The sequence below is a fragment of the Anaerococcus sp. Marseille-P9784 genome, assembly GCF_902500265.1.
GTDB lineage: Bacteria > Bacillota > Clostridia > Tissierellales > Peptoniphilaceae > Anaerococcus.
On record NZ_CABVOZ010000001.1, the window covers coordinates 111,287 to 129,232 of the forward strand.

Below are 17,946 nucleotides of genomic sequence, written 5' to 3' on the forward strand. Positions count from 1 at the left end.
GTCTTTTGCAAGGCTAAAAGCTTTCTTTAAACTATTAATTAAATTCCTCGTCAGCTAGTATATGTTTTAAAACTTCTGCTTCTTCCTTAGTAAGAGTAACTCCCTTGCTCATTCTGCTATGATCTTCATTCCAATCGCGAATATCATATTTTGGTGCCCTTTCATTCCAGCTTACAAGATTTAGCTCTTTTGTCCAACCTTTTGCATTTGTTGAAAGTACTCCCAAATTTTCTACTATATCAAACTTTAACTCTGCCATTTTTCCTCCTATTTTTTTGCTAATAATAATCTATCATTTACAGCAGCTTGAATCACTTTATAATCGTAACCTGCATAAGTCAATCTTTTTTGTCTATCAGCTCCAACGCCCCATTTGCCTGCCAAAATCTCATCGATTAAAATATTTAGAGGTTTTCTAGATTTTCCTTTTATGATATATGGATAATCTTTGTAGTGAACGCTCATATCGACATCGTATTTGTAGCCGTCTACTCTACTTTGGTAGGAAAATTGCCAAGCATCAAAATCACTTGATTTATAATTTGCAAAGTCTTTTGAGCTAAGATCAGCCACCCAAAATTCATTATTATTTCTTATATCTTTGGTCAAATACTTATCTGCAAACCAAGGATAAGAATAAATTCCTGCCACAAATCCATGCCTTTTCATGGTCATGATAAAAGCTTCTGCTGCCTCTGAAATCTCACCTTTACTTGCCTTTACTTGTCTTTTGTCATCTTCAATATCAATATAAACAGGCATAGATACATTTTTATCTTTTATAACATCATAGACAAATTCCGCTTCTCTAATACCTTCAGCAGCATTAATCGCCCTTGAATAATGGTAAAAACCTAGAGGAACATTTCTTTTATTAAGTTCCTGGTAATGTTTTTCAACATACAAGTCCCTTCTTATTCTAAGAGTTTCTGCATCCATAATTGAAGTCCTAAGAATTGCTCCATCGATATCTTTGGCAAATTTGTCATAATTAATATGGCCAGGATTTTGATGCTCAGAAATATCTACAACTCTTTTATAAACAGGACTTTTTGAATAAAGTGGAGATGGAGATACATCTTTGATTTCTTCTTTTTCTTCTTTTACAATTTTAATACCACCATCGGGAGTTTCAACAATTCTCTCCTCAACCTTAACATCAGTAACTTTATAATCAGGAACAATATCCTTATTAGGATCTTGCTTATAATTTTTTATTCTTTCGTTAACTGCGCTTTTGTCATAGTCTATATCGTATTTATCCAAAATTTCATCAAGATTGCTATCGTCATATTTTACAATATCGTCAGCATAGGAAATACTTGGACAAAAAAAACCTGCGACTAATCCTAACACAATTATATTTCTATAAAGCTTTTTCATAATCTACCTTTCTATTGTATATCTTATATTTAAACTTTATTTTTAAAATTTTGCAAGTTTATAAGATTATTTTCTGAAATTATAAAATTTTCAAAAGTAGAATCCATTAATTCCTATTAGAATCTAAGGAATTGGGATCATACAAATTTTCAGTATATATAATGTCCCCATATTTTTCCTTTAATTGAATCGCCATTGGCGGAGCATTGCTATTAGGAGCTTTTTGATTAAGACCTAAATGATAACCACCATAAATTCCCATAATTCTCTTATCATCTAATTTTTCATATTCCCTAACAAAATTTTTAACCATCATATTTTCCCTATAATCATCATCATTTTCCATGTAAAATTTAAACCCCTGATTATTATTTTCTTTACAAATCTTGTACTCATAAGAGTCTAGCTTACCATTATCTCTAAGATACCTAAGGTAAGCATTACCAGTAGTCATATATTGATGGTCTACGTCAGTTCCATGAAAAATAGTCTCTGGACAATTTTCCTTAATTTTTTTTAAATGCTTTTTATAATATGGATTATGAGCTAAAGTTCCTTTTAAATTATCATAAATAAAATCAAGAATTCTATCATCATCTTCTTTCATCCACATATTTAAAAACGCTGCACCTGCGTAAGAATCTTCAATAAATAAATGCCTAAAACCATAATTCTTGTAATAATCACTCCAAATCTCTAATTCTTTATCCATAATCTCCTTTTCGCCATGCAACTCACCGTAAAGATAAATTTGATGCTTTGAATCAGGAAGATTTGAGTTACTAGAGTTTCGAGCAATCATAAAAGCTAATAATGTAATTATTGCTAAAATAAATATGAATTTTTTCTTATTAAATTTCACTACCTGTCACCTCACAAATTAACTAATTATAAATGGCATTACTTACATTTTAATAGTTACAATGTGAAAATGCAAACCGCAAAAAAAGACACAAAAAAACTGATACTCATGTATCAGTTTAATTTGTTTAGCAGCTTCCTACTCTACCGGGAGGCTTCCCTCCGAGTACCATCGGCGTTGTTGGGCTTAACTTCTGTGTTCGGTATGGTTACAGGTGTATCCCCAGCGCTATCGCCACTATATTCATGACCCTAACCCAATTTACGAAGTAAATTGCTGGTAGGTCAGATGTCGAGCTGTTTCAAATCTTTGATTTGTCAAAGCTCCGACCTGTCAACTTTTAGTTTCGGTTTGTTTTTTGAACCTTCTAGATAGCAAGCAATATTTCCAGTCAAGTTTTAATGGTTAGTATCCTTTAGCTTAATACATTACTGTACTTACACCTTGGACCTATCTAAGGTATTTTCTTTACCTTCTTTGAGAAATCTTATCTTGAGGGTTGCTTCGTACTTAGATGCTTTCAGTACTTATCAATTCCATACTTAGCTACCCAGCTATGCTTCTGGCGAAACAACTGGTGCACCAGTGGTATGTCCATCCCGGTCCTCTCGTACTAGGGACAGCTCCTCGCAAATTTCTTACGCCCACGCTGGATAGGGACCGAACTGTCTCACGACGTTCTGAACCCAGCTCGCGTGCCTCTTTAATGGGCGAACAGCCCAACCCTTGGGACCTACTTCAGCCCCAGGATGAGACGAGCCGACATCGAGGTGCCAAACCTCCCCGTCGATGTGGACTCTTGGGGGAGATAAGCCTGTTATCCCCGGGGTAGCTTTTATCCGTTGAGCGATGGCCCTTCCATTCGGAACCACCGGATCACTAAGTCCGTATTTCTACTCTGCTTGATTTGTTTATCTCGCAGTTAAGCTCGCTTGTGCCTTTGTACTCTGCGAATGGTTTCCGTCCATTCTGAGCGAACCTTTGAACGCCTCCGTTACTTTTTGGGAGGCGACCGCCCCAGTCAAACTGCCCAACTGACAATGTCCAATGCCCAGCTTCATGGGTTATTGTTAGAATTTTGATATTAGAGGGTTGGTATCCCAAGGGTGACTTCGCCTACACTGGCGTGCAGGTTTCATTGTCTCCCAACTATCCTGTACGTCTAATCTCAAAATCCAATATCAGCCTACAGTAAAGCTCCACGGGGTCTTTCCGTCCTAGCGTGGGTAAGTCGCATCTTCACGACTACTACAATTTCACCGGATCCTTTGTTGAGACAGTGCCCAAATCGTTACACCTTTCGTGCGGGTCGGAACTTACCCGACAAGGAATTTCGCTACCTTAGGACCGTTATAGTTACGGCCGCCGTTTACTGGGGCTTAAGTTCTAAGCTTCGTCTTACGACTAACTCTTCCCCTTAACCTTCCAGCACCGGGCAGGTGTCAGCTCCTATACTTCATCTTGCGATTTTGCAGAAACTTGTGTTTTTGGTAAACAGTCGCTTGGGCCTGGTTTCTGTGGCCAGATCGCTCTGGCTCCCCTTCTTGCGAACTTACGGGGATATTTTGCCGAGTTCCTTAACAAAGGTTCTTCCGCGCGTCTTGGTATTCTCTACCTCCCTACCTGTGTCGGTTTTGGTACGGGCGCTTTGGTCTTGATAGTGACTTTTCTTGGCAATTTGAATTTAACTATTTCTCTACTTGTGTTTTCGATGCCTATCGCACATTGGCTGCTGATCAGCGGATTTGCCTACTGAAAAGCCTTTGTGTTTAGACTGCCATCCATCAGGCAGCTAGTGTGTCCTCTTGCGTCATCACATCTCTTTTACGACTTTAAGCGGTACAGGATTTTAAACCTGTTGTCCATCGGCTACGCCTTTCGGCCTTGCCTTAGGTCCCGACTTTCCCTGAGGGGACGAGCCTTGCTCAGGAGTCCTTAGGGTTTCGACGGGAGAGATTCTCACTCTCCTTCTCGCTACTCATGCCAGCATTCTCTCTTGTATAGGCTCCACTTTTGTTTTCACTTTGGCTTCTTCGCTTATACAATGCTCCTCTACCACTGATAGAGAGTTTAAATCTATTCATAAGTAACCATGTTTTCGGTTTTGGAATTCTTTTACCAGGTTCATACTTTTGTATGTCTGTTTTTCGGTGATAATTGAGTTTACAACTTACCTTTATCTTTGTGTTTGATATTTGCGTATTTTTTTATAACTCGTTTATCTTGATTGTTTTTTTATATTTCCTAGTTAAGTTTTCTTTTGCCTTTTTTTATGGTTTCCTTTTTATGAGATAGATTTAAATTCTCTATCAATCCGAAGCTTCGGTACTGGATTTTAGCCCCGTTTATTTTCGGCGCAAACCCACTTGACCAGTGAGCTATTACGCATTCTTTAAATGTATGGCTGCTTCTAAGCCAACGTCCTGGTTGTCTTAGTAGGTTCACATCCTTTTCCACTTAATCCAGATTTTGGGACCTTAGCTGTCGGTCTGGGCTGTTTCCCTTTCGACTTAGGAGCTTATCCCTCTAAGTCTGACTCCATGATTTGATTTTTTGGCATTCGGAGTTTGATAGGCTTTGGTACGGTAACCGCCCTAGGCCATTCAGTGCTCTACCTCCTTAAATCTTTGATCATAGGCTAGCCCTAAAGCTATTTCGAGGAGAACCAGCTATCTCCGGGTTCGTTTGGTTTTTCGCCCCTAGCCACAGTTCATCCGATGCGTTTTAAACCGCACCCGGTTCGAGCCTCCAGTGAATTTTACTTCACCTTCACTCTGACCATGGCTAGATCACCCGGTTTCGGGTCTATCATATTAAACTTTCGCCCTGTTAAGACTCGCTTTCGCTTTGACTTCACATCTTAAATGCTTAATCTTGCTTGATATGATAACTCGCTGGCCCATTCTACAAAAGGTACGACATCAATCTTTTGATCTCTGTCTGATTGTAGGCTTAAGGTTTCAGGTTCTATTTCACTCCCCTTGCGGGGTTCTTTTCACCTTTCCCTCACGGTACTTGTTCGCTATCGGTCACATGTTAGTATTTAGCCTTAGGGGATGGGCCCCCTATCTTCACAGCAAATTCCTCGTGTTCACTGCTACTTGCTCCCAAAAATATGCTTTCTTTCGTCTACAAGACTTTCACTTTCTTTGGTTCATTTTCCCAAATGATTTGACTAAAAAACTTATTTCTTATTGGGTTGGGCTGTTTTCTTTTCGCTCGCCGCTACTTGGAAAATCGAGTTTTCTTTCTTTTCCTCCTGCTACTTAGATGTTTCAGTTCGCAGGGTCTTGCTTCATAAGACTATGTGTTTATCTTATGATGTCTAATTCTTCATTAGACGGGTTTCCCCATTCGGAGACCTAGGGGTTATGGCTTTTTGTGAGCTTTCCCTAGTTTTCGTTCACTTACGTCCTTCTTCGCCTTCATGTGCCAAGGCATCCACCTTGAGCCCTTTGTTTCTTGACTGGAAATATTGTTTGCTATTTAGTTTTTTCTCATTTCTGAGTGGTTCGGTTTTCTAGTTAATTAGTTTCCTTTTTAACTAGTTGGTGGAGGTAAAGAGATTCGAACTCTTGACCCCCTGCGTGCAAGGCAGGTGCTCTCCCAGCTGAGCTATACCCCCATGTAATATCAATGATTATTTTTCTTTTCTAATTTTTGAGAATAACCTGTCATTCTCGAAAGCTAGCGGCTTGCCGCTAGCTCTTCCTTAGAAAGGAGGTGATCCAGCCGCACCTTCCGATACGGCTACCTTGTTACGACTTCACCCCAGTTACTGACCCTACCTTCGACTGCTGCATCCTTAACGGTTTGCTCACAGGCTTCGGGTATTGCCAACTCCCATGGTGTGACGGGCGGTGTGTACAAGACCCGGGAACGCATTCACCGCGACATGCTGATTCGCGATTACTAGCAACTCCAACTTCATGATCTCGAGTTGCAGAGATCAATCCGAACTGGGACAGGCTTTTTGAGGTTCGCTTGATTTTGCAATTTCGCTGCTCTCTGTTCCTGCCATTGTAGCACGTGTGTAGCCCAAGTCATATAGGGCATGATGATTTGACGTCATCCCCACCTTCCTCCGGTTTGTCACCGGCAGTATTGCTAGAGTCCCCAACTTAATGATGGTAACTAGCCATAAGGGTTGCGCTCGTTATGGGACTTAACCCAACATCTCACGACACGAGCTGACGACAACCATGCACCACCTGTAATACAGTTGGCCGAAGCCATAAGATAATATCTCTATTACCCTCCGTATTATGTCAAGACTTGGTAAGGTTTTTCGCGTTGCTTCGAATTAAACCACATGCTCCGCTGCTTGTGCGGGTCCCCGTCAATTCCTTTGAGTTTCACACTTGCGTGCGTACTCCCCAGGCGGAGTGTTTATTGCGTTAGCTGCGGCACCCAGATTTACTCCAGACACCTAACACTCATCGTTTACGGCGTGGACTACCAGGGTATCTAATCCTGTTTGCTACCCACGCTTTCGTACCTCAGCGTCAGAATATGACCAGAAAGTCGCCTTCGCCACCGGTATTCCTCCTAATATCTGCGCATTTCACCGCTACACTAGGAATTCCACTTTCCCTTTCATTTCTCAAGTTATACAGTTTTAGAAGCTTACTATAGTTGAGCTATGGGATTTCACTTCTAACTTATTTAACCGCCTACGTACCCTTTACGCCCAATGATTCCGGACAACGCTTGGTCCATACGTATTACCGCGGCTGCTGGCACGTATTTAGCCGGACCTTATTCGTATAGTACTGTCATTTTCTTCCTATACAAAAGATTTTTACAACCCGAAGGCCTTCTAAATCACGCGGCGTCGCTGCATCAGGGTTTCCCCCATTGTGCAAAATTCCCCACTGCTGCCTCCCGTAGGAGTCTGGGCCGTGTCTCAGTCCCAATGTGGCCGTACACTCTCTCAAGCCGGCTACTGATCGTTGCCTTGGTAGGCTTTTATCTTACCAACTAGCTAATCAGACGCAAGTCCATCTTAGAGCGAGATTCTTTGATAAGGCTATCATGCGATCGCTTTATGTTATTGGGTATTATTCTCAGTTTCCTAAGGCTATCCCCATCTCTAAGGCAGGTTACTCACGTGTTACTCACCCGTTCGCCACTAATCCACTTATTTTCATTCCGAAGAATTCAAATGAGTTTCATCGTTCGACTTGCATGTGTTATGCACGCCGCCAGCGTTTATCCTGAGCCAGGATCAAACTCTCATGAAAATTTATATGAGAGCTTTTGATTCAAGCTCTTTCATTTACACTGATTTAATCAATGCGTGATTTTGTTTTAGAAATCAACTTGGTTTAAATTTGTTTATTTAAGGTTGATTATATTTTTTTATAATCATTGATATTATGTTTTTGGATATATTCTAATATCCGGTTCTTTGCGGTTCTTTGGGAACCGACTTTTATAGTCTACTACTATTTTGTTCGCTTGTCAAATCTTTTTTGCATTTTTTTACAAAAGTTTTACTTAGCTTACAAATTTTTGTAGTGACTTATATTATAATACGCTTTATTTTCTATTATGTCAAAGGTTTTTTATTCTTTTTCTAATATAAATTGAGCTGTTTTTATACCATCAATTGCTGATGATACTATTCCTCCAGAGTAGCCACTTCCCTCACCGATTACATATAAGTTATTTATTCCCAAGGATTTGTTGTTTTCGTCTCTAAGCATTCTTATTGGGGATGATGATCTGGTTTCTGCTGCTGATAAAATTGCATCATCATCGTTAAATCCTTTGATTTTTTCTCCCATTGATTCTATTGCTTCTATTATCATTTCTTCAATTTCTTTTGGATATATTCCTCTTAAATTTGCTAATGTATATGGGCTTTGTACTGATGGCTTAATTTGACCTAATTTTCCTGTTGGAGTATTTTTCTTGTAATCAGCGAATCTTTGAACTGGGACTTTTCCATTTCCTATTTTGTAGGTTCTATTTTCTATTTCTCTTTGAAATTTCATACCGTCTAAAATTTTGTTTCCATAGATTTTTTCATCTATTGTAACAATTATTGCGGAGTTTGAATTTTCACCATCTCTATCGTGGTAACTCATGCCATTTACGCAAAGTTTTTCCTCTTCACTACTTGCGTTTACTACATATCCCCCTGGACACATACAAAATGTATAGGCTGATAGGTTCATTTCTTTGTTATTGTAGGTTAAGTTGTAGGAAGCTTGAGGTAGTAATTTCCCCTGATTATCAGTTTCTTTTCCATTATATTGAGCTTTATTTATTGTTTGTCTTTTGTGTTCAATTCTTAATCCAACGGCAAAATTTTTATTTTCCATTTGAATTTTTTGACTTAGCATTTCAAATGTATCTCTTGCTGAGTTTCCTAGAGCTAGTACATAGGCTTCGCTTTGTTTTTCTTTTCCATTTATGATTATATTTTCTACTTCATCTGATTTTATGTTTATGTCATCAAATCTATGGGAAAAGTAAAATTCACCACCATTTTTTATTATTTCTTTTCTCATATTTGTTATGACATCTCTTAGCAGATCAGTTCCTATATGAGCCTTATTGTCGATTAGAATTTCATCCGGTGCGCCATTTTTGTGGAAAGTTTCTAGAACATATCTCACTCTTGGATCTTTGGATCTTGCTGTAAGTTTCCCATCTGAATAGGTCCCAGCTCCTCCTTCTCCAAATTGAATGTTACTTTCTGTGTTTAATTTTCCGCCATTTTTGAAATTTTCGATAGTTTTTATCCTATCTTTTATTTCCTCTCCTCTTTCGTAAACTTTCACTTTTACCTTGTTTTGCGCTAAAACATAAGCACAAAATAGTCCAGCAGGTCCAGTGCCAACGATACTTACTTCTTTTGGAGGATTATTAATCTTTATTTCTAAATCCTTGACCTCGTATATTTCAGAATTTTTTATTTTTTTTACTTCTTTTTCTGAAAGCTTTAAATCAACCAAAACCTGAAAATTATATTTTATTCCTTTTCTTGAATCGATGGATTTTCTATAAATTTCATAGGAAAAGTCATCTCTTTTTATAAGTTTACCTATTTTTTTCTTTAGTTTTATGGGATCGTCACTTTCTTGTATTATGTTTCTTATTATTATCATAATTCCTCATTAAAAAAGACCTCGCAAGGTCTTTAAATTTTAAATTGTTCTTTTATTATTGATAAATTTTCTCCTATTTCATCGCTTAGATCATCAAAGCTAAGAAGCTCTTCTATATCTTTTTGAGCTTGATTAAGATTTCCTAATACCAAATTTATTTGTATTTTGTTATAGCTAAGTCTTGGATCAGATGGATATAATTTTAATCCCTTATCTATCACTTCTAAAGCTTGTTGAAGGTTCTGCTCTAGATACAAAGAAATTGCATAATCATTATAAAGCTCTCTAAAATTTCCCCCAAGATCTATTGCATTTTCAAAAGCCATTATAGAGTTTTCATATTGACCAATGTTTTGGTAGGAAACTCCCAAATAATAGTAGGCATCTGCTCTTTTGGCATTTGATAAAAGGTGAGTAAGTGTCCTTATTGCTTCATCATATCTGCTTTTGCCTATGAAATACAAGGCTTCTTCTATTTGAGCATTATCTTCAATTTCACTTATTTTATCTCTAATTTCATCAATCGCTTCTATGGAGTCAGTTTTTTGCAAAGCTTTGTTATAATAACTTTTAGCTTTAATGTATCTTCCTAAATTCGCATAAATATTTCCTAATTCAAAATAGGATGGGGCAAAATTTTCATTTCTTTTTATAATATCTTCAAGAATTTCTATGGATTTTTTTATAAATTCGTCTTTGTAATCTTCGCTTATTTCAAATGCTAGTGGCCAAAGATTTCTAGCATAAAGATAAGAATTATAAGAATCTAGAGGATTTAATAAAAATCCACCTCTTAAGAGAAGTATTGCTTTTATCCTATCTTTTGCTTGTAGAGCTTGATTAGTCGTATATTTGGCAAAATCATCGATATATTTGTCTAAAATCAACTTGTATTTGTCATTGTAGATAAAATCAGGATCTATGGCTAAATTTATAATCATTCCATCAAAAAAATTTTGAACTTTGATCTCTTCTTCCATAGATCCCGATAAAATACCTTCTTTTACTTCATCAATATAAACGGGCAATGAAATGCCTTTTAACATTTGGAAATTAGACGAATCTTTAAGTTCCAAATAAGCCAAATTCTTAGAAAATTTTTTAAAATAATTATCTAAAGTCATCTTATGATCTCATAAACTTTCTTTGACGATATGGGTGATCGTTTAGATATTTAAACATATGACCTCTAACAACATAGAAAAACAACTGAATAATTGCAAACAATAAAATATATGCTGCTTTTTCCAAACCAAAAGCTAGTTGAAAAGTAAAATTATAGGAGAAATAAACTTCTATAATTATAAATATTAGTGAAAATAAACCATAAGGAATTATGTTATCACATACAAACTTAGCTGATGATTTGATAGCATCAATACCTGCTTTGCCATTTATGTAAACTTCTTCTAACATAGCTGAAAATAAAATTTCAAAACCAACTAGCAATAACATATATAAGCTAAATGAAAATCCACTTTGGAAAGTTCCTATCATCATTTGCAAAAGGTAGGTATAAAAAACCGTTCTTAAAATTGGATTTAAGAAATTGCTTAAGGAATTTCCTATGGATTTTTTCCCGGAATTTCCATAGACAATTATGGATCTAAGCGCTTGAGCTACAAAGCAAAGCATGGCTGCGTCTATAAAATAATTTAAAAGACCGCCAGCCATTGATCTAGAAAACATACCTGTGAATCGATAATTTTGATAAAAGGCCCTAATCAAAATAACAATAAACGCTATATAAACTTTATTTAACTTAGCAAAGCTTTCTTTTAAAGCTTTGCCAGTTACTTCAAAAAAGTCCTTAAATCTATCATTCATTACATTTTCTCAACAGTCTTTATTCCAAGTAGAGCCAATCCTTCTTTTATAACTATGGCTGCTGCATAGGTTAATGCTAATCTTTCATTTTGCAATTGTTCATCTTCAACATTTATTTGGTGAGCGTTATAGAATTTATTGAAGTTTTTGGCAATATCCATAATTGCTCTTGAGACCATTGATGGTTCATATTTATCGTGAGCTTTTATCAAAGCATCTTCAAACAATCCTATTGATTTAATTAATGCCATTTCTTCAGCTGTGTTTAATTTGGAGAAATTCATTTTTTCAAATTCTTCTTTACCAGCTTTTCTCAAAACAGATTTTGCACGAGCGTATGTGTATTGTACATAAGGTCCTGTTTCACCGTTGAAGTTTAGTAGGTTATCCCAGTTAAATACGTAATCTTTGATTCTATTGTTGTATAATTCTTGGAATTTTACAGCACCAATTCCAACTATTTGAGCTGTTTTATCAATATCATCAATATCTGCATTACGCTCAACCATGATTTCTTTGGTCTTTTCAATTGCCTTGTTTAAAACATCTTCTAGGAATATTACATGGCCTCTACGTGTTGATAAGGTTTTATCTTTCATCGATACTAATCCAAATGGTATGTGGATACATTTTTCCCAATAATCATGTCCCATTTTCTTTAATATTTTCCTTAACTGTTGAAAATGGAGGTTTTGTTGGCTTGCAACTACATATAGGTTTTTGTAATAACCGTATTCCATGTCACGGTTTTCTGCTGTTGCTATATCTCTTGTAATATAAGCGCTTGAACCGTTGGATTTTAGTATTATTGCTGGTGGAAGATCTTCATCAGAAAGATCCATTATTTGAGCCCCTTCGCTCTCAACTAACAATTTCTTATCTTTAAGTTCTTTTATTACTCTTGGTTCTGCCTTTGCGTTGTAGCTTTCACCGTGATAATTGTCAAATTTTATATCGAGTATTTCATATACTCTATCAAATTCTTTTAATGATAAATCTTTAAACCATTGCCAAAGTTCTACCGCTTCTTCTTGTCCTTCTTCAAGGTTTCTAAATTCAGCACGAGCAGCATCCATCATAGAAGGATCATCTTCAGCTTCTGAGTTGTATCTTACATAAAGTTTTAATAATTCATTTATCGGATCAGCATCGATTGCTTCTTTATCTCCCCAAAGTTTATAAGCTGCTATCATTACACCAAATTGTGTTCCATAATCTCCTATATAATTGATGCCAATTGTGTTATATCCTAGGGCTTTATAAATATTTCTGATAGCATCTCCAATTACAGTTGATCTTATATGACCAATGTGAAATGGCTTTGCAATATTTGGAGCAGAGAAGTCTATTGTAACATTTTTGCCTGTACCAATTTGTTTTTTACCATAATTTTCTTTTTCTTCTAAAACTTCATTTAGTATTTGGTTTTGGATAAAACTTTTGTCTGCAAAAAAGTTAATATAAGCGTTTAAAACTTCAATTTTTTCAATAGTTTCAATTTCGCCAATTTCTTCTTTTAGTTCGCTTGCTATTTGTGCTGGATTTTTTCTTTTGATTTTTGCAAGTGAAAAGCATGGGAAAGAATAATCTCCCATATCATCTTGTGGTGGAATTTCAATTAAATTATAAATTTCATCATAAGATAAGCCTATGTTTAAGCTTTCTAATTTTTTTGCAATTAATTCTTTTTGATCTTTCATAAATTTATCTCCTTTTATTTAAGACTGACTATGGTAACGCCAAAGCCACCTTCTTTATCATTTCCCGTTCTGTATGATTTTATAGACCTACTATTTTTTAGATAATCGGTAACTCCGCTTCTAAGGGCACCTGTGCCCATGCCGTGGATGATTTTTACTTCATCTAGGCCAGTTAACATAGCATCGTCAAGATATTTATCTACATTTATTAAAGCTTCTTCAAGTCTTTGTCCCCTTAAATCTAGTGTAGGAGAAAAGTTTGCTACTTTCTTTGCATTATACACTTTCTTGACATTTTTTCTAGTTGAATCGGGCCTTGAAATTCTTGTTAGATTTTTAATGTTTGCATCCATTTTTAGAATGCCCATTTGCACTTTTATATTACCCTTATTGTCTGGTAAACTTATGACTTCTGCTTTTTCATCAAGGCCAGCTATTATTACTATATCTCCTATCTTTAGATCATCTGGAACTTTATTAGATTTTTTCATTTTTAAAGACTTATCTTTTCTTTCGATGATATTATCTTTATATCTATTTCTAATATTATTTAAAGTTCTGTCTATATCTGAAGTGTTTGCATTTTTGGATTTTTTGGCTTCTTTTAGCATTTCTTGAGATTCTTTATTTGCTTTTTCTAAAATCTCATTTGCCCTATCTTCTGCTTTTCTGATTATTTCTTCTTTTTGTTTTTCAATTTCTTCTGATTTTTCTTTTAGTTTAAGCCTTGTTTGTTGAATTTGTTCTTTGTAAATGTCAATCTCTCTATTTTTTTCTTCAAGAGAGCTTTTGTCTTTTTCGATTCTTTCAAGCATTTTGTTGACATTTTTTGTATCTTCTGTAAGAAGGCTTTGTGCGTTTTTTAAGATTTTTTCATCTAAGCCAAGTCTTTTTGAAATCTCAAAGGCATTTGACTTTCCAGGAGTTCCTATCACTAGTTTAAAAGTTGGGGAAAGAGTATTTACATCAAATTCTACTGATGCGTTCATAACTCCTTTAGTTTCCACAGCGTAATATTTTAGCTCGCTATAATGGGTTGTTGCAAAAGTCATGATTTCATCTTCTCTTAGTCTTTCCAAAATAGAAATGGCAAGGGATGCTCCTTCTGTTGGATCGGTTCCAGATCCAATTTCATCAAGGAGAACTAAAGAGTTTTTACTAACTTTTTTTAGGATATTAACGATATTTGTAAGAGATGCCGAAAAAGTTGAAAGGCTCATTTCTATTGATTGAGTATCTCCAATATCAACAAATATATCATCGAAAATATTTACCAAAGATTCTTCTTCTGCAGGAATAAAAAAACCCGATTGTGCCATAAGAGTAATTAATCCAACTGTTTTTAGGGAGACTGTTTTGCCCCCAGTGTTAGGACCAGTAATAATTAGGGTGTGATAATCTCCACCAATTGCCACATCAATAGGTACAACTTTTCCTTTTAGCAAAGGGTGGCGAGCTCCTTTTAAATTGATGATTTTTTTATCATTTATATTAGGTCTTGTATGTTCATTTTGCAAGGCGTATTTTACTTTAGCTGATAAGAAATCTATTCTTGATAATATTTTTTGATTTTCCAAAATTTCTAAGTCAAATCCTTCGACAAATCTTGAAAGTCTATCTAAAATTCTCCTAATTTCGTCTTCTTCTTTTAGCTCTAAATCTCTAAGGTTATTATTAAGTTCAACTATTGCTTGAGGTTCTACAAATAAGGTGTTTCCGCTTGATGATTTGTCGTGAATAATTCCACCGATTATGGATTTTTTGTTGGTTTTTACTGGAACAACATATCTGCCATCTCTAATTGATACAACTTTATCTTGCAAGACATCATCATATCTTTGGTTAGTGATATAAGAATTAAGCTTTGCCTTGATTTCAGCTTCTTTTTTATCTTTTTGGCGTCTAATGTTTTTTAAATCCACTGAGGCGTTGTCGGCAATCTCATCTTCGCTTAAAATAGATCTTTCTATTTCATTTCTGATAAAATCATTAGTTGAAATTCTGTAAAAAAGATCTTTTATATATGGCTCTTCAATATTTTTGCCATATTCTTTTAGATACTCGCAAGCTCTCAATAAGTCGCCTACCCTTAGTAATTCATAGGTTTCTAAGATTCCTTTTTTCCTTACATAAGTTATAAGATCCGTAAAATCGTAAAGGCCAAATATATCGATATTGCCAAATCTACTAATAACTTTTAACATTTGGCTAGTATATTCTAATTCATTAGAAATTTCTCTAAAATCCGTCATTGGTTTTAGCTTTAATATTTTTTCTTTTACTATTTGTGAACGAGCTTCGTTGGATAGACTTTGTAAAATTTTAGAATATTCAAGCACTTCTAAAGTTCTATCATCCATTAAATAACTCCTTTCTCATAAGAGTTTTTTATCCTTGTATTTTCTATATTTAAAATATCCTCATCACTCATAACAGAATATAAAAATGACACTTCTTTAGCAAATTTATCTCTCTTGTAATTTTGAATTTCCTTTGGATAAATTTTGGAATAATTTCCATAGCGTATGACTTTTAGATAATGATCATCAAAAGATTTAATGTAAGCATTGTTAAATTTGCAAGTTTCACAGCCCTTTAGTTGGCATTTTTTTATAAGAGAAAATGGACAATGTTTCATAGTCATAAGCTCAATTCTCCCATAAACAAGAGCTTCGACTGGAAAAATTTTACTATTTTTATTGATATTTGTAAGATCATTTTCAACACTTGAACAAATTCTTTGGGCAAATTTCCCATAAAAATCAAAGCTATAAGAATTAAAAACGTTTAAATATCTGCCAATTCTAATTTCTATATTATTTTCTCTAAAGTCTTTTATGAAATTTAGATCTCTATAATTGTTGAAAATTACACCTTTTATCTCATTTTCTTTGATATAATCAATAAGTTTGTCAATTTCATAATCCTCATGTGAATCCAAAATTAAATATATATTATTTCCCTGGTATTTTTTATCGTAGGTTCTTAGATATATATTATCAAAATCTTTTAACAATTCTGGAGAGATATCGTTGGTTAATAATTCAATATTTCTCTCTCTTTTTCCTATATTTCCATTTTTTATGTCTGGTAAAGAAATTTTTACAGGTTTTCTTTTGTAAGCTTTTAAAATCTCATTTTCTAAGAGTTTTATGACTGATCTACGGCATTGGTTGATATCTTTTTTTCTTATAAAAATATTTTCATCAATGTCTATTGCAATCTTTGTTGGACAAAAAATTTCATCGGTGAATTTTCCTAGATTTTCTTTTATATCTTCCTTATTTACGGCGATTTTTTCTGCTTTTTCAACTTTGCTATCGCCTTTGTAGCTTGCACTAATATCCTTATAAGTTAATGTAATTTGTGGATATTCTCCAATATTTGCTTTAAAATAAATGTTTACTGGCAAATTTCTATAAGAATTTAAGTCATCCTTTAAAGTATTTGACAATTTTTTCGAGTTTAATAGAAAGACATTTGATCCAACTAGGGCATCCTTATATTTTTCAAGGAAGATTTTTTCGTTTTTCTTATAAGTTTTAGTAGTTGTAAAGGGTAGTTTTTTCCCCTTATCAGTTGTAATTTCTAAGATATCTTCTTTTTCTAGAGTTGAATTACTTATAAAATATTTTTTCCCCTTATCACTTTGGACTTTGCCAACTATTCTATGCTTATTACTATCTTTTAAGCTTATATAATCATTTTTTTGACCAAAAATAAAACCTTGGGTAAATTGCCTATTTGAAGAATCAGATAATTCATCTTCATTATAAAAATTTTCATCTATTTTTGATCTATAATTTTTTACCACACTATGGACATATTCAGGAGTTTTCATTCTGCCTTCAATTTTTATGGAATCTACTTCTAATTCTATAAGCTCATCTAACTTATCGATAGTGTTTAGATCTTTCATATTCAAATAATAATCATAAGGTAATTTTTTTCCTTCTGAAATCAGCTGGTATTTTTGCCTACAAGGACCAGCGCATCTTCCTCTATTTGCAGAACGCCCTCCAAAATACGAACTCATAAGGCATTCCCCAGAATATGAAACGCACAAAGAACCATGAACAAAAACTTCAATTTCTACGGGAAGACTTTTGATTTTCTTAATTTCTTCTATGGGACATTCACGAGCAATTACAATTCTATCAAAGCCAATAGAAGAAAGATATTTCGCGCCATAATAGTCTCTTACAGCCATCTGTGTTGAAGCGTGTAATTTTAGATTTGGAAATTTGTCTTTTATTATAGAAAAAAGTCCAATATCTTGAATTATAAGTCCATCCACACCATATTGGTAAAGTTTTTCAATATTTGAAATTACTTTTTCCATTTCAAAATCTTTAATCAAGGTATTAATGGTAATATAAATTTTTTTACCAAAAAGATGGATGTAATCAATTATTTCCTCAATATTTTCTATTGTAAAATTTTCTGCATAAGCTCTGGCAGAAAAATCATCAAGTCCAAGATAAAAACTATCGGCGTTAGCGGCAATCGCCCCATAAAGCATGGACAAATTGCCAACTGGTGCCAAAATTTCAGGGTTTTTCATTAAAGAGATTCCTTGAATTTCTCATTTTCAGCTTTTAAGCTTATTAATTCATTCTGGAGTCTTTTTATTTCAGATCTTAATTTATCGAGATTTTTGTCTGCTTGATCAAAAGAATTAATTTCTCTTTTTAGGTTGTCAACCTTGTCTTTAAGTTCTAAATTTTCTTTATTAAGGTCGTTAATTTTTATGAGCAAATCATTATTTTTATCTATAACATTTTTATAATCATCTTTTAGCTTTGGATAATTTTCTCTAGCTTCTTTTGTTTCTTCTTCAAAGTTTTTTTGATCGTCATAAAGTTTGTAAAGATCATTTGCTATATTTAAAGATGCTAAGACCAACTCTCTTTCGTGGCTTAAACGATCAGATTTGACTTCTTCTATCTTTTTTTCTACAAATTTTGCTATCTTTTTAATTTGATCTTCATTTTCCTCTGTTAATAGGGTGTAGCTTATACCATCTATTTTTACTATAATTTTATTTACGGACATT

General features: G+C 34.4%; 10 protein-coding genes, 1 tRNA gene and 3 rRNA genes. All 14 read right to left on the minus strand.

Features of this window, described 5'->3' with window-relative positions; translation table 11 throughout:
* Positions 1–34 precede the first annotated feature (34 nt).
* The 14 genes from GAN53_RS00565 to zapA all read right to left on the minus strand — a co-directional run bounded on the left by GAN53_RS00565 (position 35) and on the right by zapA (position 17,945).
* Positions 35–259, minus strand: a complete 225-nt coding sequence (locus GAN53_RS00565; protein WP_151409110.1) for a YdbC family protein — start codon at positions 257–259, stop codon at positions 35–37.
* Positions 260–267: 8 nt separating this feature from the next.
* Complete coding sequence (locus tag GAN53_RS00570) at positions 268–1,383, minus strand: GH25 family lysozyme (protein ID WP_151409111.1); 1,116 nt, start codon at positions 1,381–1,383, stop codon at positions 268–270.
* 106 nt (positions 1,384–1,489) lie between these two features.
* Positions 1,490–2,095, minus strand: coding sequence for a hypothetical protein (locus GAN53_RS00575; protein ID WP_151409112.1), 606 nt, complete (start codon positions 2,093–2,095; stop codon positions 1,490–1,492).
* Between the two features lie 275 nt (positions 2,096–2,370).
* Positions 2,371–2,487 (minus strand): 5S ribosomal RNA (gene rrf, locus GAN53_RS00580).
* Between the two features lie 145 nt (positions 2,488–2,632).
* A 23S ribosomal RNA gene (locus GAN53_RS00585) occupies positions 2,633–5,713 on the minus strand.
* A gap of 81 nt (positions 5,714–5,794) precedes the next feature.
* A tRNA-Ala gene (locus tag GAN53_RS00590) sits at positions 5,795–5,870 on the minus strand.
* 91 nt (positions 5,871–5,961) lie between these two features.
* A 16S ribosomal RNA gene (locus GAN53_RS00595) occupies positions 5,962–7,488 on the minus strand.
* The 16S, 23S and 5S rRNA genes sit together here with 1 tRNA gene alongside, the layout of an rRNA operon.
* 324 nt (positions 7,489–7,812) lie before the next feature.
* Entirely contained in the window at positions 7,813–9,363 is a 1,551-nt protein-coding gene (locus tag GAN53_RS00600) for an NAD(P)/FAD-dependent oxidoreductase (protein ID WP_151409113.1), read from the minus strand.
* A 32-nt stretch (positions 9,364–9,395) separates the two neighbouring features.
* Positions 9,396–10,487, minus strand: coding sequence for a tetratricopeptide repeat protein (locus GAN53_RS00605; protein WP_151409114.1), 1,092 nt, complete (start codon positions 10,485–10,487; stop codon positions 9,396–9,398).
* A 1-nt stretch (position 10,488) separates the two neighbouring features.
* Positions 10,489–11,190 (minus strand): hypothetical protein, encoded by a 702-nt coding sequence (locus GAN53_RS00610; RefSeq protein ID WP_151409115.1) that lies wholly within the window; start codon positions 11,188–11,190, stop codon positions 10,489–10,491.
* Entirely contained in the window at positions 11,190–12,890 is a 1,701-nt protein-coding gene (gene argS / locus GAN53_RS00615; RefSeq protein WP_151409116.1) for an arginine--tRNA ligase, read from the minus strand. Before argS ends, GAN53_RS00610 begins: the two co-directional genes overlap by 1 nt.
* A 14-nt stretch (positions 12,891–12,904) precedes the next feature.
* The gene (locus tag GAN53_RS00620; protein WP_151409117.1) at positions 12,905–15,250 is read right to left on the minus strand and encodes an endonuclease MutS2; all 2,346 of its coding nucleotides are present in this window, start codon (positions 15,248–15,250) and stop codon (positions 12,905–12,907) included.
* A complete protein-coding gene (locus GAN53_RS00625) occupies positions 15,250–17,454 on the minus strand; it encodes a peptidase U32 family protein (protein WP_151409118.1) in 2,205 nt (734 codons plus the stop codon). Before GAN53_RS00625 ends, GAN53_RS00620 begins: the two co-directional genes overlap by 1 nt.
* The gene (gene zapA, locus GAN53_RS00630) at positions 17,454–17,945 is read right to left on the minus strand and encodes a cell division protein ZapA (RefSeq protein ID WP_151409119.1); all 492 of its coding nucleotides are present in this window, start codon (positions 17,943–17,945) and stop codon (positions 17,454–17,456) included. Before zapA ends, GAN53_RS00625 begins: the two co-directional genes overlap by 1 nt.
* Position 17,946 lies beyond the last annotated feature (1 nt).